At 58.5% G+C, this 26226-nt stretch carries 33 protein-coding genes and 1 pseudogene; 20 read left to right on the top strand and 14 right to left on the bottom strand.

What is annotated here, in order from left to right; all coding sequences use genetic code 11:
* Window positions 1-36: 36 nt before the first annotated feature.
* From C6Y56_RS12340 to C6Y56_RS12320, 5 genes are all read right to left on the bottom strand, one after another.
* A complete protein-coding gene (locus C6Y56_RS12340) occupies window positions 37-1347 on the bottom strand; it encodes an ArnT family glycosyltransferase (RefSeq protein ID WP_169432625.1) in 1311 nt (436 codons plus the stop codon).
* Between the two features lie 334 nt (window positions 1348-1681).
* The gene (locus C6Y56_RS12335) at window positions 1682-2203 is read right to left on the bottom strand and encodes an AidA/PixA family protein (RefSeq protein ID WP_169430105.1); all 522 of its coding nucleotides are present in this window, start codon (window positions 2201-2203) and stop codon (window positions 1682-1684) included.
* Window positions 2204-2495: 292 nt separating this feature from the next.
* Window positions 2496-2990, bottom strand: coding sequence for a hypothetical protein (locus C6Y56_RS12330; protein ID WP_169430104.1), 495 nt, complete (start codon window positions 2988-2990; stop codon window positions 2496-2498).
* A 74-nt stretch (window positions 2991-3064) separates the two neighbouring features.
* Window positions 3065-3616 carry a G/U mismatch-specific DNA glycosylase gene (gene mug, locus C6Y56_RS12325; protein WP_169430103.1) on the bottom strand — a complete coding sequence of 184 codons (552 nt, stop codon included), beginning with the start codon at window positions 3614-3616 and terminating at the stop codon, window positions 3065-3067.
* Window positions 3613-4236 (bottom strand): TetR/AcrR family transcriptional regulator, encoded by a 624-nt coding sequence (locus tag C6Y56_RS12320; protein WP_169430102.1) that lies wholly within the window; start codon window positions 4234-4236, stop codon window positions 3613-3615. Before C6Y56_RS12320 ends, mug begins: the two co-directional genes overlap by 4 nt.
* A 228-nt stretch (window positions 4237-4464) precedes the next feature.
* On the opposite strand from C6Y56_RS12320, the gene C6Y56_RS12315 reads away from it, so the two are divergent.
* From C6Y56_RS12315 to C6Y56_RS12295, 5 genes and pseudogenes are all read left to right on the top strand, one after another.
* Entirely contained in the window at window positions 4465-5589 is a 1125-nt protein-coding gene (locus C6Y56_RS12315) for an HlyD family secretion protein (RefSeq protein ID WP_169430101.1), read from the top strand.
* Window positions 5589-7054: pseudogene (locus C6Y56_RS12310) on the top strand (DHA2 family efflux MFS transporter permease subunit). The gene C6Y56_RS12315 and the pseudogene C6Y56_RS12310 overlap by 1 nt, the downstream one beginning before the upstream one ends.
* 18 nt (window positions 7055-7072) lie before the next feature.
* Entirely contained in the window at window positions 7073-8491 is a 1419-nt protein-coding gene (locus tag C6Y56_RS12305; RefSeq protein ID WP_169430100.1) for an efflux transporter outer membrane subunit, read from the top strand.
* 22 nt (window positions 8492-8513) lie between these two features.
* A complete protein-coding gene (locus C6Y56_RS12300; protein ID WP_169430099.1) occupies window positions 8514-9464 on the top strand; it encodes an aldo/keto reductase in 951 nt (316 codons plus the stop codon).
* A 73-nt stretch (window positions 9465-9537) separates the two neighbouring features.
* Window positions 9538-10473, top strand: a complete 936-nt coding sequence (locus C6Y56_RS12295) for a LysR family transcriptional regulator (RefSeq protein ID WP_169430098.1) — start codon at window positions 9538-9540, stop codon at window positions 10471-10473.
* Between the two features lie 45 nt (window positions 10474-10518).
* Here C6Y56_RS12295 and C6Y56_RS12290 read toward each other — a convergent pair whose 3' ends face one another.
* Entirely contained in the window at window positions 10519-10776 is a 258-nt protein-coding gene (locus C6Y56_RS12290) for a DUF2790 domain-containing protein (RefSeq protein ID WP_169430097.1), read from the bottom strand.
* 468 nt (window positions 10777-11244) lie between these two features.
* Between C6Y56_RS12290 and C6Y56_RS12285 the strand changes: the two genes are divergently transcribed.
* The 3 genes from C6Y56_RS12285 (at window position 11245) to C6Y56_RS12275 (ending at window position 13536) form a co-directional block, all read left to right on the top strand.
* Window positions 11245-11988: an NYN domain-containing protein gene (locus C6Y56_RS12285; RefSeq protein ID WP_169430096.1), complete on the top strand. Its 744-nt coding sequence runs from the start codon at window positions 11245-11247 to the stop codon at window positions 11986-11988.
* A gap of 174 nt (window positions 11989-12162) precedes the next feature.
* Window positions 12163-13071 (top strand): alpha/beta fold hydrolase, encoded by a 909-nt coding sequence (locus C6Y56_RS12280; RefSeq protein WP_169430095.1) that lies wholly within the window; start codon window positions 12163-12165, stop codon window positions 13069-13071.
* A 165-nt stretch (window positions 13072-13236) separates the two neighbouring features.
* Window positions 13237-13536: a hypothetical protein gene (locus tag C6Y56_RS12275; protein ID WP_169430094.1), complete on the top strand. Its 300-nt coding sequence runs from the start codon at window positions 13237-13239 to the stop codon at window positions 13534-13536.
* Window positions 13537-13637: 101 nt separating this feature from the next.
* Here C6Y56_RS12275 and C6Y56_RS12270 read toward each other — a convergent pair whose 3' ends face one another.
* From C6Y56_RS12270 to C6Y56_RS12260, 3 genes are all read right to left on the bottom strand, one after another.
* Window positions 13638-14036: a DUF695 domain-containing protein gene (locus C6Y56_RS12270; RefSeq protein WP_169430093.1), complete on the bottom strand. Its 399-nt coding sequence runs from the start codon at window positions 14034-14036 to the stop codon at window positions 13638-13640.
* 75 nt (window positions 14037-14111) lie between these two features.
* Window positions 14112-14372: a hypothetical protein gene (locus C6Y56_RS12265; protein ID WP_169430092.1), complete on the bottom strand. Its 261-nt coding sequence runs from the start codon at window positions 14370-14372 to the stop codon at window positions 14112-14114.
* A gap of 51 nt (window positions 14373-14423) precedes the next feature.
* On the bottom strand, window positions 14424-14726 hold the full coding sequence (locus C6Y56_RS12260; protein ID WP_169430091.1) for a DUF7660 family protein: 303 nt from the start codon (window positions 14724-14726) through the stop codon (window positions 14424-14426).
* 155 nt (window positions 14727-14881) lie between these two features.
* On the opposite strand from C6Y56_RS12260, the gene C6Y56_RS12255 reads away from it, so the two are divergent.
* Window positions 14882-15364: an HIT family protein gene (locus tag C6Y56_RS12255; protein WP_169430090.1), complete on the top strand. Its 483-nt coding sequence runs from the start codon at window positions 14882-14884 to the stop codon at window positions 15362-15364.
* Between the two features lie 33 nt (window positions 15365-15397).
* On the opposite strand, the gene C6Y56_RS12250 is transcribed toward C6Y56_RS12255, so the two are convergent.
* Window positions 15398-15844: an anti-virulence regulator CigR family protein gene (locus C6Y56_RS12250; RefSeq protein WP_169430089.1), complete on the bottom strand. Its 447-nt coding sequence runs from the start codon at window positions 15842-15844 to the stop codon at window positions 15398-15400.
* Between the two features lie 211 nt (window positions 15845-16055).
* On the opposite strand from C6Y56_RS12250, the gene C6Y56_RS12245 reads away from it, so the two are divergent.
* From C6Y56_RS12245 to C6Y56_RS12220, 6 genes are all read left to right on the top strand, one after another.
* Complete coding sequence (locus C6Y56_RS12245; RefSeq protein ID WP_169430088.1) at window positions 16056-16487, top strand: bleomycin resistance protein; 432 nt, start codon at window positions 16056-16058, stop codon at window positions 16485-16487.
* Between the two features lie 18 nt (window positions 16488-16505).
* Entirely contained in the window at window positions 16506-16694 is a 189-nt protein-coding gene (locus C6Y56_RS12240) for a hypothetical protein (protein ID WP_432760322.1), read from the top strand.
* Between the two features lie 67 nt (window positions 16695-16761).
* A complete protein-coding gene (locus C6Y56_RS12235; protein WP_102686752.1) occupies window positions 16762-17085 on the top strand; it encodes a gamma-glutamylcyclotransferase family protein in 324 nt (107 codons plus the stop codon).
* A 97-nt stretch (window positions 17086-17182) separates the two neighbouring features.
* Window positions 17183-17512, top strand: a complete 330-nt coding sequence (locus C6Y56_RS12230) for a hypothetical protein (protein WP_249314408.1) — start codon at window positions 17183-17185, stop codon at window positions 17510-17512.
* Between the two features lie 7 nt (window positions 17513-17519).
* Window positions 17520-18212: a phytanoyl-CoA dioxygenase family protein gene (locus tag C6Y56_RS12225; RefSeq protein WP_169430086.1), complete on the top strand. Its 693-nt coding sequence runs from the start codon at window positions 17520-17522 to the stop codon at window positions 18210-18212.
* A 57-nt stretch (window positions 18213-18269) separates the two neighbouring features.
* Window positions 18270-19187 (top strand): bifunctional helix-turn-helix transcriptional regulator/GNAT family N-acetyltransferase, encoded by a 918-nt coding sequence (locus C6Y56_RS12220; protein WP_169430085.1) that lies wholly within the window; start codon window positions 18270-18272, stop codon window positions 19185-19187.
* Between the two features lie 66 nt (window positions 19188-19253).
* Here the strand turns inward: C6Y56_RS12220 and C6Y56_RS12215 are convergent, their stop codons facing one another.
* Both C6Y56_RS12215 and C6Y56_RS12210 read right to left on the bottom strand, forming a co-directional pair.
* Entirely contained in the window at window positions 19254-19988 is a 735-nt protein-coding gene (locus tag C6Y56_RS12215) for an SDR family oxidoreductase (protein WP_169430084.1), read from the bottom strand.
* A 180-nt stretch (window positions 19989-20168) separates the two neighbouring features.
* The gene (locus C6Y56_RS12210; RefSeq protein ID WP_169430083.1) at window positions 20169-21113 is read right to left on the bottom strand and encodes a helix-turn-helix domain-containing protein; all 945 of its coding nucleotides are present in this window, start codon (window positions 21111-21113) and stop codon (window positions 20169-20171) included.
* Window positions 21114-21397: 284 nt separating this feature from the next.
* Between C6Y56_RS12210 and C6Y56_RS12205 the strand changes: the two genes are divergently transcribed.
* The 4 genes from C6Y56_RS12205 to C6Y56_RS12190 all read left to right on the top strand — a co-directional run bounded on the left by C6Y56_RS12205 (window position 21398) and on the right by C6Y56_RS12190 (window position 23909).
* Window positions 21398-22162: an SDR family NAD(P)-dependent oxidoreductase gene (locus C6Y56_RS12205; protein WP_011333890.1), complete on the top strand. Its 765-nt coding sequence runs from the start codon at window positions 21398-21400 to the stop codon at window positions 22160-22162.
* A 175-nt stretch (window positions 22163-22337) separates the two neighbouring features.
* Complete coding sequence (locus C6Y56_RS12200) at window positions 22338-22628, top strand: hypothetical protein (RefSeq protein ID WP_169430082.1); 291 nt, start codon at window positions 22338-22340, stop codon at window positions 22626-22628.
* Window positions 22629-22652: 24 nt separating this feature from the next.
* Window positions 22653-22910, top strand: a complete 258-nt coding sequence (locus C6Y56_RS12195; protein WP_169430081.1) for an Atu4866 domain-containing protein — start codon at window positions 22653-22655, stop codon at window positions 22908-22910.
* Between the two features lie 81 nt (window positions 22911-22991).
* A complete protein-coding gene (locus C6Y56_RS12190) occupies window positions 22992-23909 on the top strand; it encodes an AraC family transcriptional regulator (protein ID WP_169432624.1) in 918 nt (305 codons plus the stop codon).
* A gap of 276 nt (window positions 23910-24185) precedes the next feature.
* Here C6Y56_RS12190 and C6Y56_RS12185 read toward each other — a convergent pair whose 3' ends face one another.
* The gene (locus C6Y56_RS12185) at window positions 24186-24662 is read right to left on the bottom strand and encodes a hemerythrin domain-containing protein (RefSeq protein WP_169430080.1); all 477 of its coding nucleotides are present in this window, start codon (window positions 24660-24662) and stop codon (window positions 24186-24188) included.
* A 326-nt stretch (window positions 24663-24988) separates the two neighbouring features.
* Between C6Y56_RS12185 and C6Y56_RS12180 the strand changes: the two genes are divergently transcribed.
* The gene (locus C6Y56_RS12180) at window positions 24989-25609 is read left to right on the top strand and encodes a LysE family translocator (protein WP_169430079.1); all 621 of its coding nucleotides are present in this window, start codon (window positions 24989-24991) and stop codon (window positions 25607-25609) included.
* 115 nt (window positions 25610-25724) lie between these two features.
* Here C6Y56_RS12180 and C6Y56_RS12175 read toward each other — a convergent pair whose 3' ends face one another.
* Window positions 25725-26186: a hypothetical protein gene (locus tag C6Y56_RS12175; RefSeq protein ID WP_169430078.1), complete on the bottom strand. Its 462-nt coding sequence runs from the start codon at window positions 26184-26186 to the stop codon at window positions 25725-25727.
* Window positions 26187-26226 lie beyond the last annotated feature (40 nt).

The raw sequence follows: 26226 nt of genomic DNA, 5'->3' as shown, positions 1-26226 counted from the left end.
TTATTGCAGAGTATCGACTGCGACACGCCAAGCGCTTCACCAAAACCAATACGGCAAAAACTTCGGCGTAGGCTCGATCATGAGTTCCAGGTGGTAGGTGATGGGGTTGAAGAAGAACATATCCAGTATCAGAAACGCCCCTACCCCAAACGACAGTGTCATGAACTCACGGTAGCGATGCCCGGCGAAGTACTCGCGCCTGGCATGGTAAAAGCTCAACAGCGCAAACAGCCCTGAGCCTGCACCCAGGTAGTTGGGCTGCAATGGGACTTGGGCGAAGTTGTTGTATACCAGCACCGACAACAGCAGGCCCAAACCCAACACTGGCAACTTGAGACAAAACTGCATCAAGCCGTTTTTGGCGCGTACGAATGTCGCTTCATGGCTGACAAAGAGGTAGGCCGCCAACAGGGAAATGGCCGGTGTGATTGCCAGTATGTAGCGTGCTTTCTTGGAGCTTGGGATCGTGAACAGTACGAGCAGTACCAACAGCCACCCCGTTAAATAGAGCAGCAGGTCGATGTCTTTATCGCGGGTCGAGCGGAAGAACAGTTTGTACTTCTTCAGCATCACGTTGATGGCGTAAAACACCGTAATGCCATAGGTAAACAAGCCTGCGGAGAAGTAGAAGTAATAGCGCGGCGCGTGGTCGGAACCGAAGCGTCCGATGCCCTGCATGTTCAGCACTTCTTCCAGGAACGATGGCCCCCCTTGTGCGTAGGCTGCCCATGCCAGCAGCACAACGCCAACGGCAAGAATCAGGCCCGATAAAAATGAAAACAGCAGCAACATGCGCCATTGGCGGCTCAGAACGTAGTAGGCGCCAATCACACTTGCCGGCCCGATCAAACCGATCGGCCCACGAAACGCAAAACCCAACGCCAGGCCCACGAACAGAAACGCCAGGCGCCGCGGGTCTTTTTTTATTTCGGCCGAATAGGCCACGTAGAAGCACATCACCGTAAACAGCGCCGGATAGATATCCAGTGCCAGCGAGTTCACGCCATCGAGAAAGGCCCAGGTCAACAGGCTGAAAAGTACGCCGTAGGCGCCCCACTTCTTGCTGTGCAGCGCCCCCAAACGATAGGTGAACACCAGCATCAGCGACGCGGCCACACAGGACGGAAATCCCATTGAAAGAATGGACACCCGGCCGAACGGCAAGGAAACCAGATAGACCAACAAGGTATTGAGGACGGTGTAGTCGGGATAAGGCTTGAGGTCGTCGGCAATGGGGAACAGCGTGACGCCGTGCAGCAACATGTACTCGGCAAAGTCGACAAAACGTGTGGTGTAGTTGAGAACAGCCGGTTTGTACTGCAACACCATGAACATGGCCAGTGTCATGAAAAAAATGCTCAGGCATGGATTTCTTGCAATCAATCCTTTCAACATGCCTGCCCGCCAAGTGCGCTCTACAACAAGCGGGGCATCATATCGATCCATCGTTAACCCTTTAGTGAAGTTGTTCTTTTTGGCCAGAATCCTGAAGTTCCGATAACGCAGATATTGAAGTTATGTTTTCCGGAAAGTTGAATTTGAGCCTAGCCCACGGCGGGGACTATTCAAGCATGACGCGCCCCAACACTCCCTGAACAAGACGGATGAAAGTCAATAAAAAGCCCGGCCAGACACCTTCGTCATTGACGAAGAGTATCCAGCCGGGCTTTTGGCTGTTCAGTTACTGGTTATTGACGGTGATGTAGGGGTCCCAGGTGTGGTCCGGGCCAATCTGGTTAAGGTCACGGTCGTACAGGGCAAACTCGATGGTGTACCAGAGTTTGCCTGGACTCAGAGCAGTGGCTTGCCACATGGAATACGTTACATCGGTTTTGGAAATGCCGCCGGGAGCCCCCTTGTTCAGATAGATCACCACACCCGGTACGTTGAAAGAGACCGGTGACGAGATGGTGCCTTTGTAATCGCCGCCCTGATGAGGATCGCCGGGCTGGACGTTCTTGATCTGGGCGATGCGGTCGAAGTTGCGCGACAGCGTAGTGGCACGCCAGCGGATGTTGTCGCCGGTTTTGACATCGATCCACAACTCGTTGCCGCCTTCGCCGGTGTTGCCACTGGCATGGGGATCGACGGCATCGCGCGTTACCAGCATGGAAATCGCACCGCCGACGTCACCGGGATGGGCAATCAGGTAATCGGCATCGATATTGACGAGCACGTCGTAAGTATTGGTCGCACTGGACATTTTGCTGCTCCTTGTTGGAATGGCAGAAACGACCGCGCCCGTAAAGGCTGTCCGGCTCATCCGGTCCCTGGATGCGGTCTGCGGAGAACGATAGGAGATGGCTTTGTGATGTCAACGTGCGATCAGTTGACGCGGGGAAAACGCAGCGAAACACGCCGTGACCAAAGTGTTGATCCAGGGCTGCCCGGGGCGATCCCCTCATCGACTACAAGGCAATTTCTGACAGATTGAACTGCAGAAGACGTACAGACTTTGCTGGCGTTTGCCGGGCAACAGTTCCCTTCAGCCTTCATCAGCCTTTTTTGTCGCTGCCTTTTATGTTTTCAATCAGGTCAACCACATAGTCCTGGTTGAAACCCGCGACAAATGACCAGAACAGCAACTTGGCGTAGGCCGCGTACCCTTCTGCATGTTGGCAAAAGATGTCATTGAAGATTTGCTTCAGACATTGTGGATCCTCATCCGGAACGATCACCGGAAACAGATCGCCCCGGATAACGCCGGAAAGGAACAAGAGGTACAACAGCCCCGCCAGTATCCCGCCTATGAACGAAGGCAGGATCAGCGCGAACCATGATCGGGAGAGGTTTTCGATTTCCGGGTCGGTGAGTATCGACAGTCGTCGGTGAAACCCTACATAGCCTCCAACGTTCCCGGCGATACAAACGATAAAAGGCACTTTGTAGTCGGGCAGACTGTAAGTGACGGCAATCGCCAGCACCAACAGGGCGATGAAAATCCAGAATATGCGCTTCCAGATAACGTTGAGGTCTTCCTGACGATTCATGATCAGCTCCCTGATCCTGGCCGTGTACTGATTTTCTAGACGATAGACGAATCCTGTCGCGCACAGGGGGGGGATCAAACCGGAAAATGCCTCGAAGGCCCGCTTCCGAAGCCAGACGCACCCTCGCGGGAGGCCCGATAAAGCAGTCGATATGCCGTCACCAATTGATCCTGATTGAACGCCAGATTGCGGCCGCTGGGGTTGGGCAGGATCCACACATTTGCTCCGCCGAACGTCCTGTCCTGCGCGCCCCATCCAAACGTTTTTTTCCCGGACAAACCGGCATAGGCAGCCTTGCCGAGAAACGCCACATAACGCGGCGCATAACGTTTGATCTTGCGCTCAAAGTCCCCCGCCGCTGCGGTGAATTCCTGCGCCGACAGTTGATCCGCCCGTGCCGTCGGCCGCTCGACCACGGCCGTCAGCCCGCAGTGAAACTGCAGGATCGAGCGATCGTCCTGCGGGCTGAGCTCGTGGGGCGTGAAACCGGCCAGGTGCAAGGTGCGCCAGAAGCGGTTGCTGCGTCCGGCGAAGTGATGTCCCTGCTCTGCCGCCAATAACCCCGGATTGATTCCGCAGAACACCACGGACAGGCCTTCGGTCAGGATGTCCTCAAGCCCGTTCAACCGCAGATCACCTTCACCGCATCGCGCGCCTGACCCGCCAGTTCTTCGCGGGATTTACCGGCGCGGGCGCGGATCGAGATGCTGTGCAGCAGCGATGATGCGAGCATGGCCCGCGCCGCTGCATCGACATCGCCGGTCAGTTCACCGGATTCGATCGCCCGTTGCAGACGGGCTTCAAGATCGGCATCGAGCTGGCTAAGGCGGCGGGACAGCACGTTGCGGATTTCCGGGTCTTCGACCGCTTCGGTGGTGGCTGTGCCGATGGCGAAACAGCCGCGTGGCTGGCCGTCGCCGGAAAAGTAGATCGCCAGTTGCCCTTCGTAAAATGCGATGAGTGCCTGTTCCAGGGTCAGGCTGCTGTCGTTCAGCGCAGCCTGCATGGCGGCGTGGGCGGAGGCCCAGTATTGGTCGAGCGCCTTGATGTAGAGCGCGTGTTTGTCGCCGAACGCGGCGTACAGGCTGGGACGGTTCATGCCGGCGGCGCTGGCGATGCTGTCCAGTGAAGCGCCGGAATAGCCGGTGTTCCAGAACACGCCAAGGGCCTGCTGCAGCGCGGTTTGCGGGTCATAGGCCCGTGGCCGGCCACGGCCTTTTCCTTCTGTCGGTTTATTTTGTGCCATGTCGTACAAATTCCTTGCGGGGAAATGAAGTCGCTCATATTCTTACACCATCGCACAAAATTAAGGAATCAGAAATTCCTTGATCGGCAGGTTTGTTGTAACAGCGCTCGAACCGGGTCCGGCGACGACGAAAACAGCGGCACGGAGTGATCCTCCCCCGCCGCGAATGGATTTGATGACTCACGCATTCAATGCCGTCCAGGCGCCCAGCCTTTTGGAGAGCCGTTCATGACTCAGCAATTCGATCTCACCGCAGAACAAGCCCGCGCTCACCCCATCGACGCGCCGCCGAAAATACCGCTCAAGCAGAGACTGCGTCCGGTCTTCATGTGGGGCCTCCCCGCGCTTTGCGCCGCGATTGGCTACGGCCAGTACGTGGCCAACGAGCCCTTCGTCTCCACCGATAACGCCTACGCCCGCGTGGCCAAGGCCTCGATCAACGCACGGATTTCCGGGCAAGTGGTCGAGATCGCCGTGGACGACAACCAGCCAGTACGCAAAGGCCAGGTGCTGTTTCGCATTGACCCCAAGCCGTTGCAGATCGCCGTCGACCGGGCCGAAGCGCAACTGGCCAACGCACGCCTGCGCATCGACGGGCTCAAGGCCAGTTATCGCCAGCAGCAAGCCGAGCTGCAATCGGCGAAAGCCTCGGCGGATTACGACCAGAAGGAGTTCGCCCGCAAGAAAGCCTTGATCGCCACCGAATTCGTGTCGAAGGCGCTTTTCGAGCGCGCCGAAACTGACCTGAAAGTCTCGCGTCAGCGCATCGCGTCCATCGAGCAACAGATCGCCAACACCGTCGTCGCGTTGAACGGCAACCCGGACATCGCCCTCGACAATCACCCGACCGTGCGCGAAGCCAAGGCTCAGCTCGATGAAGCGCAGTTGTATCTGTCCTACGCCACGGTGACGGCGCCGGACGACGGCATCGTCGCCAAGGTCGATGATTTGCAGGTGGGCAACTACGTCAACAACGGCGCGCCGGCGTTTGCGCTGATTTCCGACCGGGAAATCTGGGTCGAGGCCAACTTTCGCGAGACCCAGTTGACGCACATGCGCCCCGGTCAGACCGCGACCGTCACCCTCGACACCTACCCGGATCTTCCGCTCAAGGCGCACGTGATCAGCATGAGCCCCGGCGCCGGTGCGGACTTCGCGCTGCTGCCGCCGGAGAACGCCACCGGCAACTGGGTGAAAGTGGTGCAGCGGGTGCCGGTGCGTCTGGAACTGGACGAGGCCGACTCTGCCCTGCCGCTGTTCTCCGGCACCAGCGCCACGGTCAAAGTCGACACCGGGCATCGCTCGCCCTGGTGGCATCCGCTCAAGTCGTTGTTGTCTGCGGGTAATTCGTGATGAACAGCTCAACAGCCGATGCGCGGGCACTGCGGTTTGTCGTCCTGCTCGCCACCTATATGCAGTCAGCCAACCTGCCGCTGCCGAACGCCGCGCTGCGCTTGATTCAGGGCAGTCTGTCGATGACCGACGATCAGGCCGGGTGGATTTTCACGTCTTATCTGGCCGCGAGCGCGATCACGATGCCGGTCGCGCAATGGCTGGCCGGACGCTTCGGTTTGAAACGGGTTTACCAGGCCTCACTGCTGCTGTTCGCCCTGGGTCTGTGGCTCGGCACATTGGCCGGCACGCCGCTTGAATTCATCGCTGCCCGCATCCTGCAAGGTCTGGCCAGCGGCGTGATTGCGCCGTTGTCGATGGCCATCGCCCTGGAGACATTGCCAGCAGAAAAGCGCCCTGCGTTCGGGCCGAAATGGACGGCACTGGTGCTGTTCGGCATCGTCAGCGGTCCGAGCATTGGCGGTCTGATCTGCGAGTATTTCGACTGGCGGCCGATGTTCTACCTCAGCCTGCCGCTGACGGCGTACATCTTCATGGTGGTGACTTTGTTGCTCGCCGAGAAGAAAACGGACCAGCGCCCGACGTTCGACTTTTTCGGTTTCGCCAGCTTCACCGCCGGCATGATCGGCCTGCAGATGCTGCTTGATCGCGGCGAACGGCTGGACTGGTTCGACTCGCCGGAAATCTGGATCGAAGCACTGACCTGCGCACTCGGCCTGTACCTGTTCGTCGTCCATACGCTGACCCGCAAGACGCACTTCCTCAGCAAAGGCTTGTTCGGCGACCGCAACTTCATGCTCTCGACTGTGATGTTCTTCGCCTTGGGCTTCGTGCTGTTGTCGACCATGGCCCTGACCTCGCCGATGCTCGATGAAATCCTCGGTTATCCGCCGGACACCACCGGGTTGCTGACCGTCCCCCGTGGCATCGGACTGGTGGGGGCGTTTCTGCTGATGATGCGCGCGCCGGCGTGGATCGATGCCCGGTTATTCGTCGCGGCCGGCATCGCACTGGTGGTGTACGCCAACTGGCTGATGCTCGGTTACTCGCCGCTGATGGACTGGACGCCCGTGGCGGTCAACGGGTTTATCCAGGGCGTCGGTCTCGGCATCCTGATGCCGGCGCTCAGCAAGACCGCGTTCAGCACCATCGACCCCAACTGCGCCCGGAAGCCACCGGTTTCTTCAACCTGATGCGCGTCTACGGCAGCACCCTCGGCGTGGCCGTGGTGCAGATCTTTTTCTTCAACAACACCCAGACGGTGCACTCGGCGCTGGTCAGTCAGCTGACGCCTTATCGCGTGGCCCTGCCGACGTCGTTGCCGGCGCTCGAAGGCCTCAACCATCTGGTCACCCACCAGGCGGCGTTCGTCGCGGTGATGGGCCAATTCAAGATTCTGATGCTGGCGATGCTCGTCGTGAGTCCGCTGGTGATGTTCCTGCGCAAGCCTGTTGCGGCCAACTGATGACGTGGAGTCTGAACCATGAAAGCTTCTATGCGCTTCACCCCGCTGGCAATGCTGGTGATGTTGTCCGCCTGCACCGTCGGCCCTGATTTTCAGCGGCCTGCCGAGAGCCCGTCGCAGCATTACGATCAAGCGGCCGAACAGCATTTCGCCATGGGCCAGCGGATCAACGGCGACTGGTGGGCGGCATTCCGTTCGCCAAAACTCGATCAAGTGGTACGCCGCGCCATCAACGGCAACCTCGAACTGGCGGCAGCCGATGCCACCCTTCGCCAGGCCGCCGCTTCGGTCGCGGCGGCGGAAGGTGCGTTGTATCCGCAGGTGGATTTCGCTGCTTCTGCCGGGCGCCAGCGCACCCACAATGGGCCCGAGCCGGTGGTCTCCAATTTCTACGGGATCGGGCCACGGGTCGCGTTCGATCTGGACGTCTTTGGTGGCAACAAACGCGCGGTCGAGCAACAACAAGCGCTGACCGATCTGCAAAAGCATCGCTACGAAGCAGCCTGGCTGACCTTGACCGGCGACGTTGCCAGTCAGGCACTCGTGCTGGCGTCGGCCAACGCGCAGATCCAGGCCGTGGAAACCCTGCTGGCCAACGACGCGAAAAACCTCGATCTGGTGCGCAGGGCTCAAACGAGCGGCACCACCACCCAAATCGACGTGTCGCTGGCCGAAACCCGCCTTGCACAGGATCGCACGCTGTTGCCGCCCCTCGCCCAACAGCGCGATGCGGCCCGTCACGCATTGTCGATTCTGACCGGCAAAGGCCCGGCGGACTGGATCGCGCCGGACTTCAGCCTCGATGAGTTCGCCTTGCCGTCGAACATCCCGGTCAGCCTGCCATCGGCCATGGCTCGTACCCGGCCGGACATTCTCCAGGCTGAATCCGAACTGCACATCGCCAGCGCGGCGGTGGGCGTCGCGACTGCCAATCTGTACCCGCATGTCGAGCTGTCAGCCTCGCTGATGCAAGCCGCGTCGGGTAATGGCGGCGCCGCACTCTGGGGATTTGCCGCCGGTCTGACGGCGCCGATCTTCAATGGCGGCACGCTCAAGGCTGAACGCGAAGGCGCCGTCGAGGGCTACAACGCGTCGCTCGCCCGCTATCAACAGACGGTGATTCAGTCCTTCGGCCAGGTCGCGGACACCTTGCAGGCGCTCAACCACGGCGCCGAACAAAACCTGGCGCAGGACGACGCCTTGCGTGCCGCCGACACCAGCCTGCGCCTCAATCGCCAGGCCTACGCCCAAGGCGAAACCAGCCTGCTGCAAGTGCTGGAAGCCGAACGCGCCTATCAACAGGCGCTGCTCGGGCAGATTCAGGTGAAGACCGCGCGTTATCTCGACTCGGTGCGCCTGTTCGTTGCGCTGGGTGGCAACTCGGTGGGTGTGCTCGATCAGAAGCTCGCCGCCCGCAAAACCTCAACACTTCTTTAACGGCAGATACCGGAGACGCAACATGACTTACGAAGCTTTCCACGATGAACTTCGCGACACCCGCATGCCGTTGAACAACGGCGCAGGCTCGATGCCGGCCGTGGGATTCGGCACGCTGTTTCGCGACTTGAGCACCACCACCGAAGCGGTCAAATGCGCGCTGGAAGTGGGCTTCCGCCACTTCGACTGCGCCGAGCGCTATCGCAACGAAACGCAGATTGGCGAGGCTTTTGCGCAAGTGTTTTCGGTGGGCGAGATCCGCCGCGAAGACGTGTTCATCACCACCAAACTGTGGAACACCAACCATCGCCCCGAGCGGGTGAAACCGGCGTTCGAAGCCAGTTGCCAGCGGTTGCAGGTCGACTACCTCGACTGCTACCTGATCCACACGCCGTTTGCCTTTCAGCCCGGTGACGATCAGGATCCGCGGGATGTATTCGGGCACGTGATCTACGATGGCGAAACCCGTTTGATCGACACTTGGCGTGCACTCGAAGCGCTGGTGGATGAAGGCCGCTGCAAATCCATCGGCCTTTCCGACATCACCCTCGATGCGCTGAAGGACATTGTCGCCGCCGCGCGGATCAAGCCGGCGGTGGTGCAGATCGAATCCCATCCGTACCTGCCCGAGTGGGAGATGCTGGAATTCTGCAAGGAGCACGGCATTATCCTGCTCGCCTTCGCCCCACTGGGGCATGGCATGGAGCCGAATGTGCTCGAGGATTCCGTACTCACCGGGATTGCCCGGCACGTACGCAAAACCCCGGCGCAAGTGGCCCTGGCCTGGGCGGTGCAGCGGGGTACGGCATTCCTGACGACCTCGGCCAACCCGAGCCGGATTCAGGAAAACTTCGATATCGCGACCTTGCCGCATCGGGCGATGCGCGAGATCAAGGAAGAGATCACGACGCGAATCCGCTTCAACTCGGTGGTCGAGACGGGCGTACCCGGTTTTATCCCCCGCAAAAAGTGACACATGGCAAAGGGGCGGCCTCCTGCAAGGCCGCCCCTATACTCTTTCCACTCTGACTGTTGAGACGACACCGATGGACGTCTTCCAAAGCATGCGCTTCTTCATCGCCGTCGCCCAAAGCGGCAGCTTCACCGCCGCTGCCGAGCTGCTGGACACCAACACCACCAACGTCTCCAAAGCCATCTCGGCTCTCGAAGCACGCCTGCACACCCGGCTGATCAACCGCACCACCCGCCGTCTGGCCCTGACCGAAGCCGGTGTGCGCTATCTGGAACGCTGCGAAAAAATCCTCGATGACGTGCGCGAAGCCGATGAAGAAGCCGGCACCGCCCGGACCCTGCCCGTCGGCCGCTTGAAGATTCACACCATGTCGGCCATCGGCAACCACTACGTGATCGACGCCATCGCTCGCTATCGTGACATCCACCCCACGGTGATGTTCGACCTGACCCTGACCAACCGCGTCCCGGATCTGCTCGAAGAGGGCTTCGACATGTCCATCGTGCTGGCCCGTGATCTGCCGGATTCCGGCTTCGTCGCGCAACGCCTGGGCATCACCTACAGCGTCCTCTGCGCATTGCCTGCCTACGTGGCAAAGCGCGGCCTGCCGCAAACACCCGGCGAACTCTGCGAACACGAGTGTCTGCGCATCGTCAACACGGTGATGCCGGTAGAAAACTGGACGTTCGAAGGCCCCGAAGGCATGGAAACCATCACCATTCCCGTGTCGCCCTTTCACATCAACACCGCCGACGGCATGACCATCGCGATCAGAAAAGGCATGGGCATCGGCATTCAGCCGATTGCTTCGGCCGTGGACGGTTTGAGGGCGGGAACACTGGTGAGGATATTGCCGGAGTACCGGCTGGAGGAGTTGAACCTGTTTGCAATCTATCCGTCGCGCAAGTTCGTCGATGCGAAGATCAAGACCTGGGTGGAATTTCTGAAGCAGTCGATCCCGCAATTGCTGGCATCGGATGAAGACGTCGTTGGAACGAAAGCATTCTGAGCGTGGCTGGCATGGAGTGTCGACCCTCCATCCCTTGCACCGGGCTCAACTGGAACAGCCAGTGCCCATCACTTGATATTGCAGAACGTGGCGCTCGCCATGGGAGTCTTCGTAGGTCATCTGCACCGGCACCGGGGCGCATTCGTTGGCCGGTTCAGTGATGGAAATGACGTGTTCGATGTCCAGATTTGTCGAAGAGCTGTAGGTCTCGACCGGGAGATTCGCCGCGTCCGCGTTATCGGCGTAAGCGTGTGCACCGAAGCTGCCAAGCATTAAGACCAGCGCGATTTTCTTGAGGCTCATGATGTTCACCGTCTCGTTGAGGACCGTGTTTGTTCACGGATTGGAGACGATGCTAAGGGTTGGAGTGGTGCTGAAAAATCGGCTGGCTGGACAAACACTGTTGCTGGATTTCGTATGAATCAGCGTTACGAATGCTCTTGGCGCTTCAGCACTTAAACACCAACGTTTAAAAATCTGAAATTCGATACTTGAGCCTACAAACCCTTGCGCAAGTACCTACAAATTTGCCAGAAAGCGCCGGCTTTCAGAGTTCGCCCTCAAACCGTATGCTTTTTCCGTCACTGCCCATCGACTGAACGCAGAAGACATTCAGGATCGAAGGTTATCCCTTGATCGACTCAAAGAGTGAACGGTTGACGCCATCGTCATCGCTCCCTAATCTGCCCACATCCCGCCCAAGGCAGTAAGCCGTCCTAATCATCCAGGACGTGCCAAACCCTTGGGCGTTTTTGTTTTCAGGAAGAACGCATGCCCACAGCAGTTTTGGTTGACGGCGCCTACTTCATCAAGCGATTTCGAAGGATCGAGCCCCACAATGCATTCAATGCTGAACGGGCCGCTGATCTCGTCCACCGATGGGCGACGGCGCATCTGATAACCAGGATGCCATCTCGCCCAAACTGCCCGGCTTCAAGGCTGCAACAGCCCTCCAGAAAAGACCTTTACAGAATATTCTTTTACGACTGCCCTCCTCTGGACACCAAGCAACACAACCCCATCACAAAAAAACTCGTCGATTTCTCCAAATCAAGAGAAGCCGTGTTTCGAAAAGAGCTGCACATTCGGTTGCGAAGCAAACGAAAACTGGCATTGCGTCTGGGACACCTTTCCAAAGATGTGAAATGGACAATCAAACCTTCGAGGATTGCCGAGCTACTTAAGGGAAAAATCCAGATAGCAGACCTCACCGAAACCGACGTCAGCATCGAGACCCGACAAAAAGGTGTTGATATGAGAATTGGTGTCGATGTCGCATCACTTTCTTTCAAACAACAGGTCGATCAAATCGTCCTGATTGCAGGTGATGCGGATTTTGTACCTGCGGCGAAGATGGCTCGGCGCGAAGGTGTTGATTTCATACTCGACCCGATGTGGCAGAGCATTCCAGATAGCTTGATGGAGCATATAGATGGACTGCGTTCAACATGCCCCAAGCCCGCGCTTCGACCGGTATCAAACGATAACACTGCAGCTTTGAGTTCATCCGAGTGATCCATCCTCTGGCGGGTGGCCAAGGGGATGAAGCTGTTTTGGCCAGGGGGCAGCGGCTACCTTTCCTGAAGCGGTTGCCAAATTCCAGTCTACAAACCGACCTGTGCCCATTTTTCACACTTCAGCGACAACAAATCCGTCTACGCTCCAGCCACCCCCTCTGGAGTGAACGCCATGATCCGCGCCCTGCTCACCGCTTCCCTGCTGCTGGCTATGAGTGTTCCGGCCCATGCGGACGTGACGCCCTTCCCCGCCTCGTTCCGCACTCAGGACATCGCCGTCGACGGTGCGAAAATCCACACGCGCATCGGCGGCAAAGGCCCGGCGGTGGTGCTGTTGCACGGTTTCGGCGACACCGGTGATATGTGGGCGCCGCTGGCGGCGGATCTGGCGAAGGATCACACCGTGGTGGTGCCGGATTTGCGGGGCATGGGCCTGTCGTCGATCCCCGCCGATGGCTACGACAAGAAGACTCAGGCCGGTGATATCCGCGCGGTGCTGGCTTCGCTGGGCATCGAGCATTCGGTGGTGGTCGGCCACGACATCGGCACCATGGTCGCCTTCGCCTACGCCTCGCGGTATCCGCAGCAGACCGATCGCCTGGTGGTGATGGATGCGCCCGTTCCGGGGATTCCGCCGTGGAACGAGATCGTTCGCTCGCCGATGCTCTGGCATTTCGACTTCGGCGGCCCGGACGCAGAAAGACTGGTGGCAGGGCGTGAGCGTATCTACCTCGACCGCTTCTGGAACGAGTTCGCCGGCGACCCGAAAAAAGTCGACGAAGCCACCCGCCAACACTACGCCAAACTCTACGCCCGCCCCGGCGCCATGCACGCGGCGTTCGCCCAGTTCCGCGCGATCCGCCAGGACGCGGTGGACAACGAAGCATCGATGAAGACCAAACTGAAAATGCCGGTGCTGGCGGTCGGCGGTGAGAAATCCTTCGGCAACAACGAAGCCATCGTGATGCGTAATGCCGCCGACAACGTCACCGAACTGGTGATCGCCGGTGCGGGTCATTGGCTGATGGAGGAAGCGCCGGTGGAAACCACTCAAGCGATTCGCAGGTTTATTGCGCAGTGACTGGCAAGCGAATTGGTGTCATCGGTGCGGTTCAGCGCATCTCAGGCCACCGAGTTCAATTATTGACTGCATCAATAACAACCATTAACTCAATGAAGTTCTCATATCGAATCCAAAGCGTAGGATCTGCTCCATACCAACCCACTGCACACGGAGTACAGAACCATGAAACGCCAAACCCTCCTCGGTATCGCCTTCTCGCTCTTCGCCCTGAATGCTTTTGCGGCGACTGAAACCGATCCACTGTTCAGCGATGCTGTTGCCTCTGCGACTCAGACTGATCCACTGTTCAGTGACGCCGTTGCCGCGACTGAAACTGATTCACTGTTCAGCGATGCCGTAGCCGCGACCGAAACCGATCCGCTGTTCAGCGATGCCGTAGCCGCGACCGAAACTGATCCGCTGTTCAGCGATGCGGTTGCCGAAGGTGGTTCTGACCGTCTGATCGAACGTCGTAACGTCTGAATGCAGCGTTTTACAGCAGTACTCGACAAAAGCCCGGCCTTATCCGCCGGGCTTTTTCATGTCTGATGGGTATCTCCCTGTCCTTTGTGGCTATGCAGCTTTCACTCCACGCATTTTTTGGGGGTGATGCGAATCACCTCCGCCAGGTTATCAGCAGGCTGCGAACCGGTACTCAACACCACATCCCGGCGTGCACTCAACTCGATAGGGTATGGCCCGCCCTGCGAGAGCGCCGACCGCGTCCTGGCGGTAAACGCTTCATCGTTTTGCGCATAGAAAATCCACTCCCGCTGGTGTCCACCCGTCACCGTGCAGACCCACTTCGCCAGTCCCTTGTCCTCTACCGCCGGCACTATCAACTTCTCCATTTCAGCCATGCGGATGGCGTCCCGACGCTCCGGTATCACGCCTGTCGATGTGTACTTCCAGACGATCCTGATTTTGAAAGGCAACGCTCGTTTCTCAGTCAGCGATATCGAGTCCAGCCCCTTGTAGATCATGGGTGCGGGGGACTCTGGAAAATCGGATGGCTGATACTTGCTTTCAGAGGCCTCGACAATTTGCTGCTGTGGGGGTTAAACGAATTTGTCGTCGAGAAGCGCTTCGAGCGCCGCCCTGCTTTTGCGTTCTCGATTCGCTACACAATTATCGTAATCAACACTTTTGGCCGGACCAGCCGCCAGGCACGCGTCACGCTCGACCGGAGGCGGCGATTTGGAGCTGGAGCAGCCAGCGACGACTACGCTGACTATCGCCAGCAAGCGGAAGCGGTTTGTGGCGTGCATTACGCCAAAACCGGACCTCATCAGAGAGCGCCCGGTTTTATCAATGACCATGAATAGCTTTTCCTTTAAACCTTGACCTGCTGCTGCAAACCAGCCCAACTGTCACTCATAAAACTTTCCAGCGAACAGAATCGCTGCACAGCGCTGCCATACATTCGATTGGGCATTATCGTCCAAATGAGATCGGTTGCTGGCATGCGCCCATGCAGCTGCCGCATCGAGAAACGCATCAACCGTTCCGTTTTCCCATTCCTGACTATCTGATCGATCTATTGATGAGGGAGCGTTATGTTCCAACAAACGTTCACTGGCAAAATCAGCCCCCAGCGCCTCGACAAATCGAATGAACGACTGCTCATCTCTGACAAGCGCTAACAATTCATCAAGATCTGCAGGCGTGTGCATAGGTTTTCCGGGTAAGGCGTTTTGAGTGAATGCATGCTGCGACAGGGAAACGCGAACGGTCAACTCACCGTCGGACGTTACGGCACAGTTCCTCCGGCAGAAAGGTCTGCACTTTTGCTACGCTGGCGCACCGCTTGCCCCAGGACCCATGGCACATGGAAATTGCCCCGCACTTCATTCTTCATGAAACCGAGTACTGGATCATCAACCACCATCTGGCCAGTGCACTTCCCGGCTATCTGATGCTGGGGACCAAAATCCAAACCAATTCACTGGCCGAGCTGTCGACAGAGGCACTGGCGGAGCTTGGAGGGCTGCTCGCAAGAACTCAGCAAATCATTGAGCGCCATCTGAAGCCCAAGCGCCTTTATATCGGCCGCTTCGGTCATGAACCCGGTCTTCCCCTCCACTTCCATTTCATACCGGTCTATGACTGGGTCGAAGACTTGTTCTGGAAAGACTCCCGCTATCGCTTGCTCGAATCTTTTGCCTACGCCGAGAATCCCTTGCCATCGACCGATGGCGCAGAACTGACGCTGTTCGTTTGGCGAGAATTTGCCGAGACCCCCACACCGCCAGCGATTCAGGGGCGCTCTGTTGAAGAGGTGATTGAGGAACTGCGCAGCGCCTTCAAATGATCAGCTCATCGAGTCGCCCGCTGCGCGGATGACTCAATCGAAGGCGCCATTCAGCACTTCATAAATCAGCCCTGTAGCCAGCGCGACCAGGATCAGATCGGTACCGACCTGCTGCCATTCGTAGCCGTCGTAGTGCGGCAGTCTGCCAACCAGTCGACCATCGAGTTTCTTAGCTATCCCGGGCGGCAGTGGCTTGCCCCGGGCCAGGTTTTTCTGGATGCCGGGCGGCAACGCGGGGCCCGGGGTCCAGTAGCCGCGATACCCGTCAACAATCCCGATCACCCCGGCGTGGTCGATACTCGGGCCATGCCCCTGATAACCGCCTCCGCCTTTTTTCCCCTGATTGCCATGATCCTGGCTGTTATGCGGATTGCCTTTGCCCTGCCCCTTTCCGTTGCCTGGATCGGCCAGCGCGGTCACCGAACTGCTCAGCAGCGCAATACAGGTCGTGGTCGCAATCAACGTGCGTAAACCGGACATGGGTCGCTCCTTGAATGAATGGGTGTCTGTGGATTCTAGTCAGTTTTTTTTACAGGCATGGAGAGATGGCCCTGTCATCGCGGTTTGTGACGATTTTCGATGCGTGCAGCTTTCGGTGCTCCCCGATTCGCGCTTACCATGCGCCCGACTCGTATTATCGCGGGGAAGAAGTCTGGCGCCGCCCCGACTTCAACGAAAAGGAATTCACCCCATGTTCGAACGGAACAAACTGGTTCCAGAATTGATGGTCACGGATCTGCAGGCCAGCCTCGCGTTTTGGGTCTCCTGCCTGGGCTTCAACATCGCTTATCAACGCCCGGAAGATGGCTTCGCCTACCTCGACCTGAATGGCGCTCAAGTCATGCTCGAGCAGGTTGATCCGTATGCAGGCCAATGGCTGACGGCGGAACTGAGCAAGCCCTTCGGAAGAGGCGTCAATCTGCAGATCGACGTTGAGGCGGTTGCCCCCATCATCGAAAGACTGGGCACCGCTCAGGTCCCACTCTATAAAACCTGCAAAGACACCTGGTACCGCGCTGACGCTGTCGAAGTCGGCCAGCGTGAATTTCTCGTTCAGGATCCGGACGGTTATCTCGTAAGACTGGTAGAACGTCTGGGCGAACGTCCCGTTTGCCCGATTTGATCAAGGACGATAAAAACAATGAAAAACGGCAATTTGGCACGGCCTCGAAGGGGCGAATTGCAGTCGCCGGCCATTCCCCTGCTCGAAGAGGATTCGCCCGGCGACGGCATCATCTGTGCGGACAGCGGCGCTCGCTCGCGAGAGGTGATCCAGCAACAGGTGGTGGCGTTGATCGACGGGTTTCTGAGCCGGTCGGCGCAGAACTGATCGCAGTCTTGCCTGCGTATCGTTCATCCGTCAGGATCCCTCCCTTTTTTGACTGGCAGGAGCAATCGTGGAACGTCTTTTCGTTTATGGAACCCTGGGCCCTGGCCGACCGAATGAGCATGTGATGCTGAACATCGGCGGCACGTGGCAGGCCGCTTCGCTGAAGGGGCGTCTGTCGCAGGCCGGATGGGGCGCGGCGATGGGTTTTCCCGGCCTGGTGATTGCCGAGGATGGCGATGTGATCGAAGGCTACGTGTTCGCTTCCGAGAATTTCCACGAACACTGGGCGGCACTGGATGAGTTTGAAGGGGCTGAGTATCAGCGCGTGTTGACCAAGGTGACGCTGGATGATGGGACGGCAATGGATGCCTATGTCTACGCGCTCAAATAGTCGACCTTCGGCCATTTCTCGACGGATGAAAATCCTCCTGGCCGGGCTAGTGTTTTGTGTTGGACTATGGGGTGTTTCCGAGTGGTGGGAGAAGGCGTTGGCGAAGCCTGACTACGCAGCTCATATCAGCCCCGATGGCTGCTTCAGGGTGCAAACTTTCAGACCTTTCTGGTTACTGCCCAACTTCCTTCATCCGCAGGCGCCTCCGGACGACGCCTTCGAAACCCAATGGTTCGTCCGCTGGGAATCTCCCGCGTTTTTCCGTTTGTACGACAATCGCGATGATCAGCTACTTGGCGAAAGCGAAATCTACGATCTGGTGAGTTACGGGAACCGATTGTCTTGGGGGTACGGCAGCGATACCGAGGTTCGCGTCGGCTTGATCACGATCGGCAATACTCGCCCTGATTGTAAAAAGGGAGACTGATGAAGCCATGACGAGCCGCGAACTACTCCATAGCAAAGGCTACACACTGCTCTTTGGAGCGGTTCCGACCATGTGGCTGGCCGCCCTTCGCATCGCATTCGATACCGGCATCAAACCCTCAAACGAATGGCCCGTGCCCCGCGGCATCGACTGGCGCCATTCGCAACTGGACACTGACCCGGTTGTTCAGGCCCTCTGCCGATTGCCACCATTGCTGGCGGTGGTGGGCGAGTTGATCGGCGAACGCTTCTTCCTCTCTCAGGTCGAGGGCCGCGAACCGCTCATCAATGGCGGCCACCAACAGCTGCACCGCGACTTGTCGGCGCAACGCCCCGGCGACACTGTCAACGCGCTGGTGTATCTCGACGACTACGGCCCGGAAAACGGTGCAACCCGCATCGTCCCCGGCAGCCACCGACCTGCACCGGGCGAGCTTGCGTTCGACTTCACTGACGAGTCCCGATCCGTGCAACTGACGGGCAGCGCGGGCGACATCCTGATCTTCGATGCCGACCTGATCCACGCCGGCAGCCTGAACTCCAGCGGTGCACGCCGGCGCACCCTGTTGATCACCTGGTTTTCCGAAGCGCTCTACTCAACGCATCTGGAAACGGTGGGCCTGCGCAACATACAAATGGACACGACTGAGCGGTTCGATCCGGCTGATTTTGCATTCGGGATCGTGACATCATTCATTTGACTTGCTTGCTTCAGGCAACTATATAGTTGCCTGAAGCAAACATATGGGTACCACGCCATGTCCACGATCACCGACCGCGCCGACAGCGTCCGGCAGTTCAACCGCTTCTACACCCATCAGATCGGCGTGTTGCAGGAACACTTGCTGCAAAGCGACTACTCGCTCACCGAGCTGCGCATCCTCTACGAACTCGCGTCCCGGGGCGATCTGACCAGCACCGACCTGCGCCAGATGCTCGGCCTCGACGCGGGCTACATGAGCCGCCTCATCAGCGGCTTCGACAAAAAAGGCCTGATCCAGAAAGTCCCCTGCGCCACCGACGCACGCGCCAGTCAATTGCACATCACCGACCTCGGCCGCGAGATCCTTGCCCCACTGGAACAGGCATCACGACAAGAAGTCATCACCCTGCTCGAACGCCTGTCCGAACCGCAGCAACTGCAACTGATCGCGTCGATGAACCAGATCCAGACGCTACTCGAGGGCGGCCAGTCGACGACCTACCTGCTGCGCGACCCGCAACCCGGTGACATGGGTCTGGTGGTGCATCAGCAGACCGCGATCTACAGCCGCGAGTACGGCTGGAATTCAGAGTTCGAAGCGCTGGTGTCCGAGGTCGTCGCGAAATACCTGCGCGAATTCGACCCCACGGGCGAGCGCTGCTGGATCGCGGAAAAGGACGGCAAGGTGGTGGGCTCAGTGTTCGTCATCCGCCACGACGAAACCACCGCCAAATTGCGCATGCTCTACGTGGATGCCAGTGCGCGGGGCCTGGGGATCGGCAATCGGCTGGTCGAGGAATGCCTGCGTTTTGCCCGGGATGTCGGCTACAAAAAGATGATTCTGTGGACCACCAGCAATCTGGTGGATGCCCGCCGGTTGTATCAGCGGGCGGGGTTTGAGCTGGTTGAGGAAGAGCCGATTCACAGCTTCGGCAAGGAACTGGTGAGTCAGACGTGGGCGATTGAGTTGTGAGGTCTACGCCCAGTCGTTGTCAGGCAGGACGGGACACAAACCACGGGGGATTGCGCCCGGCACGGCTCAGTGCGGACTGGCTGTCGGACGAACCACAATCTCACTCACATCGACATCGTCAGGCTGCTCGATGGCATAGGCAAGCGATCGCGCGATAGCGTCTGCATTGAGCGCCACACGCCGGAAGGCTTTCATTTCCTCGCGGGCCACATCATCCGAAATCGTATCCGCCAACTCGGACTCGACGACCCCCGGGCACACCACGGTGACCCGGATCTTGTCCGTTTCCTGGCGCAGGCCATCCGAGATAGCCCTGACCGCAAATTTGGTCGCACAGTACACCGCCGCTGTCGGAGAAACCGCGAGTCCACCAATGGACGAGATATTGATGACCTGACCAAAACCCTGCGCCTGCATGTCCGGCAAGACAGCGGCAATACCGTGCAGTACGCCACGAACGTTGACATCGAGCATCTGGTTCCACTCGTTGACCTTCAACGAGGCCAGGGGAGACAACGGCATCACGCCCGCGTTGTTGATGATCACATCGACCTTGCCATGTTGCGTCTTGGCGAATGCCACGAATGCGTGCATCGATTGCAGATCCGTAACGTCCAGTGCGCAGGCACTTGCGGAACCACCTACGGCCTGGATCTCGCTGACCAGTTTGTCCAGACGCTCGGTACGGCGGGCACCGAGGACCACATGCGCGCCTTTGGCGGCGATCAACCTGGCCGCCGCTTCGCCAATACCACTGCTTGCACCGGTAATCAGGACGACTTTGTTTTGAATGTTCGACATATCCGTAGCTCCTGCTGTCTGCATTGAGGTTCAGCACCGACCGCTGAAGACGCGTTCGTTGCTGCGGGGTACGTCGAAAAGATTAAGGGCGCGGGCCTCGTCGGCGCGTGCCGAAACCTGCGCCACTTTTGCCTATTCGTGTCTGTGTGCATCGCCTGCAAATTTGTAGCGTAGGGGCGCTCAGGCCCCACGGAACTCGCTGGGCGTTACGCCCACTTCACGCCGGAATACTTGAGAGAAGTGGCTGGGGCTTGAGTAGCCGACCTCCAGCCCGACGTCGATGACGCTGAGGCGGGTTTCCAATAGCAGGTGCCTCGCACGAACCATGCGCAAGCGAATGAAGTACTGCGACGGCGAAAGCCCCGTCGCACGCTTGAACAGGCGACTGAAGTGGTACTCGCTCAGCTCGGCAAGACCGGCCAGTGTTGCCAGGCTGAATTCAGCGCTCAGATGCGCGTTCATGGCGTCGGTGACTTTGCGCAGCTTGTAGGCTTGCAAGGTGTTGACTCGACGCCCGGGCTGGCTTTCAGCGAGATAGCTGCGCACCAGATGCACGGCCAGCGCCTGCGCCAGAGAACGGGCGAAAAGCGCGCTGGGCGAGCGTTCCAGAACCAGTTCAGTGCGCAACTGCTCCATGACAAACGCGACGCGTGCGTCCCGTGCCCCCGAAACATCGCGCAAACGCACAAGCCCGGCGTGCTGACCCGACAGCTCTCGAGACGCTTGCTCGATCAGCGGCAGCCCGAGATAAAGGTGCATGACTTCGAAGGTATCGCCTCCGCGCGTCTGCCAGCGCATTTCATACGGATCTTCGGAACTGGTGAGGAAAAAATCGCCGGCACTGACCTCGGCAGCTTCCCACTCGCCCCCCAATGCGCGCTCCTCTACCGTCGCCGCCCCGGCCAGAACCAGAACGAGCAGCGGTTCCACCACTGCAGGCACGAGAATGGGCTCAGTAACGCTGCGATGGGTGAACAGCTGAATCACGACGTCCGTGATTTCCGAGCGCGAGGGTAACGCCTGGGGTTCACCTGGCAGAAACTCACCCATCGACTCGCCGGTGATGCGCAAGTCTCGAGAAGATGTCGACATCGGTTCCTGGGAGGTGCGCCCGGTATTTGCCATGAACTTGTCCGTTTCAGATTCGGCTGTGCAACGCCAGACAGGACTCGGATGCTTGCCCGCACGCCGCGTCACGCAGACCGGTCGATGATATCGGGCTTTTCCCGTTGGTTGAATCGAGCGCCGAACCTCCCTCACTGACATTCAGCGCAAAACCCCGACAGCGTGGGCAATCTCACGAAAGCCGCGTTCGCCTCGCTGCGAGACAGTAGGCCCGTCGCCGATGACAGCGCCTCCCGGGCGCCAACACGGCTTGTCCCTACTTGATCAAATCGCTGGAGAACATCATGACCGACTTCAAGAACAGCACCCCAAACGAAGTGGCCGGTAAAGTCGCGCTGGTCACTGGCGCGGCCAGTGGCATCGGCAAGGCCATCGCACTGTTGCTGCATGCCCGCGGCGCCCAGGTCATTGCTGAAGATATAAACCCTGAGGTGGAAGCACTGGCCCGCCCCGGCCTGGTCCCCCTGGTGGCCGACATCACTCAGGACGGCGCAGCCGAACGCGCGGTCGCCCTGGCCGTCGAGCAATTCGGACGGCTGGACATTCTGGTCAACAACGCCGGCATCATCATCAACAAACTGGTGATCGACATGACCCGCGAAGACTGGGAACGCATTCAGGCGGTCAACGCCACGGCGGCCTTTTTGCATAGCCGGGAGGCGGTCAAAGCGATGATGCCCAACAAGTCCGGATCGATCGTCAACATCGCGTCCTACGCCTCCTATTTCGCCTTCCCCACCATTGCCGCCTACACCGCCTCCAAAGGCGCGCTGGCCCAACTGACGCGCACCCTGGCACTTGAGGTCATTGGCCACGGCATCCGCGTCAATGCTGTCGGTGTCGGCGATGTGGTGACCAATATCCTCAACAATGTGGTCGATGATGGCCCTGCCTTTCTCGCCCAGCATGGCGAAGCCGCGCCGATCGGCCGCGCCGCCCAACCGGAAGAAATCGCCGAAGTGGTCGCGTTCATCGCCTCGGATCGGGCCAGCTTCATGGTCGGTTCGGTGGTCATGGCCGACGGCGGGATGACCGTCACGGCCGGCTGAGCCGCAACACAACGGCGCCGCACGACAGGCTCGAGCAGGCCGAGAGGATCAGGCAAATCTGCGGCAGTTTCGTCCTAACACCGCTGAGCTCGGCTACGTAATCTGAAAGCACGCAACGGATGCACACAGGCCACGGCAGGCCGCTCAGATGAACAACGTCAATGAGGACTGAACAATGAAAAACGCAAAACGGCTTTCCCTTTCACTGGTGATCAGCGCGGTGGTGGCCTGCGCGATCAACCTTTCCTCGACCAGCCTGTACCTGGCCGCTGAGGGTGCTGATCGAACTCCCGGCATGCGCGTAAGTGAAGGTGGCAGTGATCGTACCCCCGGATTCCGCGTTGCCGCAGATGGCTCGGACCGCACGCCCGGCATGCGCGTAGCTGAAGGCGGCAGTGACCGCACACCGGGTTTTCGCGTTGCCGAAGACGGCTCTGACCGCACGGCTTTGGGTCGTATCTGCTGAGCCGGACAATCGCGGAGAAAAGTGATGAAAGATGCCAAAAAAACCACTCAGGACCATCGTTACGCAGGCATGTGGGTCACCGCAGATGGATTCATCCGTCATGAGCTTCTGACGACTGGTCGTTACGACGAGGCCCGTGGTAAAAACAAGAGCGCCTATCAGGGCCGCTACCAACTGGTCGGTGATTACATCCAGTACTGGGACGACACCGGCTTCACCGCGGATGGCCACTTTCATGACGACGTGTTGTATCACGCCGGAATGATCCTCTATCGGCAATGAGTACTTTGATGATGTCGGGTGAATATCGTCTGCCCGGGCAGTTCCGGGCAGACGCTCATGAACACTTGTGAGAGCCTTGAAATGGAACAAAGCGATGCTTTCATCCTTCAGAACACGGCCATCTACCGTGACGAACTGGTTCGCCTGCTGACGCAACGGTTTACCACACCCGGGATCTATGAGACCGCCATAGCCCCCCTGCATGTGATTCGTTTCGATGCGCCTTCGGAGCTGATCCATACCGTGCACAAACCGGCACTTTGCCTGATCGTGCAAGGACAAAAGGAAATCGGCCTGGGTGACGACCACTACCTGTACGACCCCCTCAGCTACCTGGTGGTGTCGGTCACCCTTCCGGTGTCCGGCCGCGTACTGATGGCCAGCCCGGAGGCGCCCTACCTGTGTATCCGGTTTGATTTCGAGGCCACGGAAATCGCTCAGGTCATCGCCGACGCTCCGCCGGCGGGCATACCGGACGAGCCGGAGCTTGGCCTTTTTCTTGAGAAAGTCGATGTGCCCCTGCTGGAAACAATGCTGCGGCTGGTCCGGCTGCTGGAAACACCGAAAGACATCGGCATGCTGGCACCGCTCGCCCTTCGCGAGTTGTATTACCGCCTCCTGCGGGGTGCGCATGGACGTCGTCTGTACGAGCTTGCCCTCGGCGACTCGCAAACACGGCGAGTAACACGGGCCATCGATTGGTTGAACAACCACTACACCCAACCCTTGCGCATCGAAGAACTCGCCCGGGTCGCCAATTTGGGCAACTCCACATTGCATCATCGCTTCAAGGCAGTGACCGCCATGAGTCCGCTGCAGTATCAGAAACAACTGCGCCTGCAGGAAGCCCGCCGCCTGTTGCTTGGCGAGGGGCTGGATGTGGCAAGCGCCTGTTATCGAGTGGGCTACGAAAGTCCTTCGCAATTCAGCCGGGAATACAGTCGCCAGTTCGGATGCCCGCCCTCCAGAGATGCCAGCCGGGTTCGGCATCCTGCGTGATCGCCTGGCCGGCGGCCTACGGCTGATTTTGAGTCCTCGCGGCCAGAAATATCTCTTCGAAATCACTGTCGGGCAGCGGTCGGAGGCTTAAGTTTCTCCCGGACAAAACGGGTTGCCAGTTGAAGTCGTGCCCTGGGGCTGATTGCCTCCTCGGTTTACCGTTTCTCTGAAGCGTGTTGGCACAAGACAAATATGGATGCGCCAGGCGTATCCACAGGAAAAGCCCGGCATTAAGCCGGGCTTTTGATTGCACCGCAGGTTCGTCTGTCTATTTGTTCAGGCCGCCATATTCGACCCGTTGAGGCTTTTCTTCAGTGAAGCTTTCATCACTTCCATTTCCTTGCCCAACGCCTCGAGCTTCGCATTGCCCAAAAGCTTTTTGGCCTGGGGAAACATCTCGGTTTCCTCTTCCTCGATATGATGTTCCAGAAGCTCTTTGACCACCTTCACGCGGCCGGCGAATTCGGGTGTAGAAGGATCGGTGGATTTCAGGTCAGGCAATACCAGTGAATCCACGGTGCGATGCTCTTCTTTCGCCTCGTAGTACATTTCATCCTGTTCCTTACCGCCTGCTTCCTTGAAAGCCGGATACAGAATCTGTTCCTCGAGCTGGGTATGAATGGTAATTTCCAGTTCAAGCTTTTCGAGCAACTCCGCACGTTTTTTTAATGCGCGATCAGTGGATTCACTGAGTTGATTCAGAATGCCCTTAACTTTTTCGTGGTCAGTTTTCAGAAGGTCGATGGCGTTCATTTGAGGCCTCTATCACGGATTATTGTTCGCCGATCCAGGTCGGCAATTTTCGCGTAATTCCAGACAGACCTCGCATATTGTGTGCCAGCCCCTCAGATTTTAGAGGTCATTAAACATCAACGGGTTGCGCAAGGTGATGGCCAAATATAGGCATGCACTCTGCATGAATGGGGGTTGAGGTTCTTGCAAATAGCGGAAGCGGCCCCGCCCCTCATCGTTTCAAGCTGCCGGTCACGCTGGCGATTTCGACCCCGCCTCATCTCCCTGCTGGATCCCCCGCCTGAAACCGCTACCGTTCCCCATCCAGAACAGGAAACCCACGCGCCATGTCCATCGCCGACAACCTCCTGGCCTTCACCCTCGCCGCCACACTGCTGACCCTGACACCCGGCCTCGACACCGCGCTGGTCCTGCGCACCGCCACCGTCGAAGGCAAGCAACAGGCCTTGCGCGCGGCGTTGGGCATCAATGCCGGTTGTCTGTTGTGGGGCGCGGCGGTGGCGTTTGGGTTGGGGGCATTGATTGCGGTGTCGGAGCTGGCCTACAACCTGTTGCAGTACTGCGGCGCGGCGTATCTGGCGTGGCTGGGGTTGAACATGCTGCTGCGCCCTCGCCGCTCGCTGGCGCCCGCCGAAGTCAATGGCAAGCCGAGGGGCAGCTGGTTCTTGAAGGGCATGCTGGGCAACGTGCTCAATCCCAAGGTGGGGATTTTCTACGTGTCGTTTCTGCCGCAGTTTATTCCTCAAGGGCAGCCGCTGGTGCCGTGGACGTTCGGACTGGTGAGCATTCATGTGATGCTCGGGTTGATCTGGTCGCTGGTGCTGATCGGCGCAACACAGCCGCTGTCCGGTTTCCTGCGGCGCGAGAAGGTGATTCGCTGGATGGATCGCACCACCGGGATGATTTTCGTGCTGTTTGCGGCGCGGTTGGCTTTCAGCAAGCGCTGAATCGCCCGAACTTACAGTCAAAAAACAAAAGGGGGATTTTGAATGCTTATTCAAAATCCCCCTCTTCGTTCAATGGCTGAAAGCACGGTACTTCACAGCCATCGCGTCAATTTTGTCAGTGCACACGCTTACCAACGACTTCACCGGTCGCCGCATCTTCCAGCCAAACCTCCAGCCGGTTGAGACCCACATATTGCGAGCGGGCGATGATCTTTTGACCGGGTTTGCCTTCGAACTCCAGATCGGCGAACAGGAAGTGCAACGGCAGATTGTATTCCAGTTGAATCGTGTATTTCCCCGGGATCAGCACTGCACGCTGGGGGGAATCATTCTTGTAGTAGTAAGTGGAAAACGGAATATTCCCCACTTTCTTGTCGTTGATTCTAATGATGTTCAGGTTTGGCTCGCCGTCCCCCCAGGAGCGCTGGGGCCTTCCTGCATAGGTATCGGTTTCGATGACGGTGTAACGGGATTCGTCGCTCGGCTCACCGGACTTTACGTTCGAATACGCAGGCATTTCTGCACAACCCTGCAGGCACAGCAACAGGACGAGCGTCGGTATCGCAATCTTGATCATGGGTAAATCTGCACTGATTGAAAATAAAAAACTGAGGCGC

The organism is Pseudomonas fluorescens, from assembly GCF_012974785.1.
GTDB classification, from domain to species: domain Bacteria; phylum Pseudomonadota; class Gammaproteobacteria; order Pseudomonadales; family Pseudomonadaceae; genus Aquipseudomonas; species Aquipseudomonas fluorescens_BT.
Note: the sequence above shows the minus strand (reverse complement) of the source record. Positions and strands in the feature narration are given on the sequence as shown.

Excerpts from the sequence above, each read along its gene's own strand:
- C6Y56_RS12260 (WP_169430091.1), bottom strand. The coding sequence starts at position 14,726 with ATGCACACGCCTGCAGATCTTGATGAATTGTTAGCGCTTGTCAGAGAT.
- C6Y56_RS12300 (WP_169430099.1), top strand. The coding sequence starts at position 8,514 with ATGACTTACGAAGCTTTCCACGATGAACTTCGCGACACCCGCATGCCG.
- C6Y56_RS12210 (WP_169430083.1), bottom strand. The coding sequence starts at position 21,113 with ATGGCAAATACCGGGCGCACCTCCCAGGAACCGATGTCGACATCTTCT.
- C6Y56_RS12215 (WP_169430084.1), bottom strand. The coding sequence starts at position 19,988 with ATGTCGAACATTCAAAACAAAGTCGTCCTGATTACCGGTGCAAGCAGT.
- C6Y56_RS12240 (WP_432760322.1), top strand. The coding sequence starts at position 16,506 with ATGAAAAACGGCAATTTGGCACGGCCTCGAAGGGGCGAATTGCAGTCG.
- C6Y56_RS12255 (WP_169430090.1), top strand. The coding sequence starts at position 14,882 with ATGGAAATTGCCCCGCACTTCATTCTTCATGAAACCGAGTACTGGATC.
- C6Y56_RS12340 (WP_169432625.1), bottom strand. The coding sequence starts at position 1,347 with ATGACACTGGCCATGTTCATGGTGTTGCAGTACAAACCGGCTGTTCTC.
- C6Y56_RS12270 (WP_169430093.1), bottom strand. The coding sequence starts at position 14,036 with ATGATCTACAAGGGGCTGGACTCGATATCGCTGACTGAGAAACGAGCG.
- C6Y56_RS12320 (WP_169430102.1), bottom strand. The coding sequence starts at position 4,236 with ATGGCACAAAATAAACCGACAGAAGGAAAAGGCCGTGGCCGGCCACGG.
- C6Y56_RS12180 (WP_169430079.1), top strand. The coding sequence starts at position 24,989 with ATGTCCATCGCCGACAACCTCCTGGCCTTCACCCTCGCCGCCACACTG.
- C6Y56_RS12280 (WP_169430095.1), top strand. The coding sequence starts at position 12,163 with ATGATCCGCGCCCTGCTCACCGCTTCCCTGCTGCTGGCTATGAGTGTT.
- C6Y56_RS12275 (WP_169430094.1), top strand. The coding sequence starts at position 13,237 with ATGAAACGCCAAACCCTCCTCGGTATCGCCTTCTCGCTCTTCGCCCTG.
- C6Y56_RS12290 (WP_169430097.1), bottom strand. The coding sequence starts at position 10,776 with ATGAGCCTCAAGAAAATCGCGCTGGTCTTAATGCTTGGCAGCTTCGGT.
- C6Y56_RS12205 (WP_011333890.1), top strand. The coding sequence starts at position 21,398 with ATGACCGACTTCAAGAACAGCACCCCAAACGAAGTGGCCGGTAAAGTC.
- C6Y56_RS12190 (WP_169432624.1), top strand. The coding sequence starts at position 22,992 with ATGGAACAAAGCGATGCTTTCATCCTTCAGAACACGGCCATCTACCGT.
- C6Y56_RS12295 (WP_169430098.1), top strand. The coding sequence starts at position 9,538 with ATGGACGTCTTCCAAAGCATGCGCTTCTTCATCGCCGTCGCCCAAAGC.
- C6Y56_RS12225 (WP_169430086.1), top strand. The coding sequence starts at position 17,520 with ATGACGAGCCGCGAACTACTCCATAGCAAAGGCTACACACTGCTCTTT.
- C6Y56_RS12250 (WP_169430089.1), bottom strand. The coding sequence starts at position 15,844 with ATGTCCGGTTTACGCACGTTGATTGCGACCACGACCTGTATTGCGCTG.
- C6Y56_RS12265 (WP_169430092.1), bottom strand. The coding sequence starts at position 14,372 with ATGGTCATTGATAAAACCGGGCGCTCTCTGATGAGGTCCGGTTTTGGC.
- C6Y56_RS12200 (WP_169430082.1), top strand. The coding sequence starts at position 22,338 with ATGAAAAACGCAAAACGGCTTTCCCTTTCACTGGTGATCAGCGCGGTG.
- C6Y56_RS12330 (WP_169430104.1), bottom strand. The coding sequence starts at position 2,990 with ATGAATCGTCAGGAAGACCTCAACGTTATCTGGAAGCGCATATTCTGG.
- C6Y56_RS12305 (WP_169430100.1), top strand. The coding sequence starts at position 7,073 with ATGAAAGCTTCTATGCGCTTCACCCCGCTGGCAATGCTGGTGATGTTG.
- C6Y56_RS12245 (WP_169430088.1), top strand. The coding sequence starts at position 16,056 with ATGTTCGAACGGAACAAACTGGTTCCAGAATTGATGGTCACGGATCTG.
- C6Y56_RS12315 (WP_169430101.1), top strand. The coding sequence starts at position 4,465 with ATGACTCAGCAATTCGATCTCACCGCAGAACAAGCCCGCGCTCACCCC.
- C6Y56_RS12185 (WP_169430080.1), bottom strand. The coding sequence starts at position 24,662 with ATGAACGCCATCGACCTTCTGAAAACTGACCACGAAAAAGTTAAGGGC.
- C6Y56_RS12285 (WP_169430096.1), top strand. The coding sequence starts at position 11,245 with ATGCCCACAGCAGTTTTGGTTGACGGCGCCTACTTCATCAAGCGATTT.
- C6Y56_RS12220 (WP_169430085.1), top strand. The coding sequence starts at position 18,270 with ATGTCCACGATCACCGACCGCGCCGACAGCGTCCGGCAGTTCAACCGC.
- C6Y56_RS12195 (WP_169430081.1), top strand. The coding sequence starts at position 22,653 with ATGAAAGATGCCAAAAAAACCACTCAGGACCATCGTTACGCAGGCATG.
- C6Y56_RS12335 (WP_169430105.1), bottom strand. The coding sequence starts at position 2,203 with ATGTCCAGTGCGACCAATACTTACGACGTGCTCGTCAATATCGATGCC.
- C6Y56_RS12175 (WP_169430078.1), bottom strand. The coding sequence starts at position 26,186 with ATGATCAAGATTGCGATACCGACGCTCGTCCTGTTGCTGTGCCTGCAG.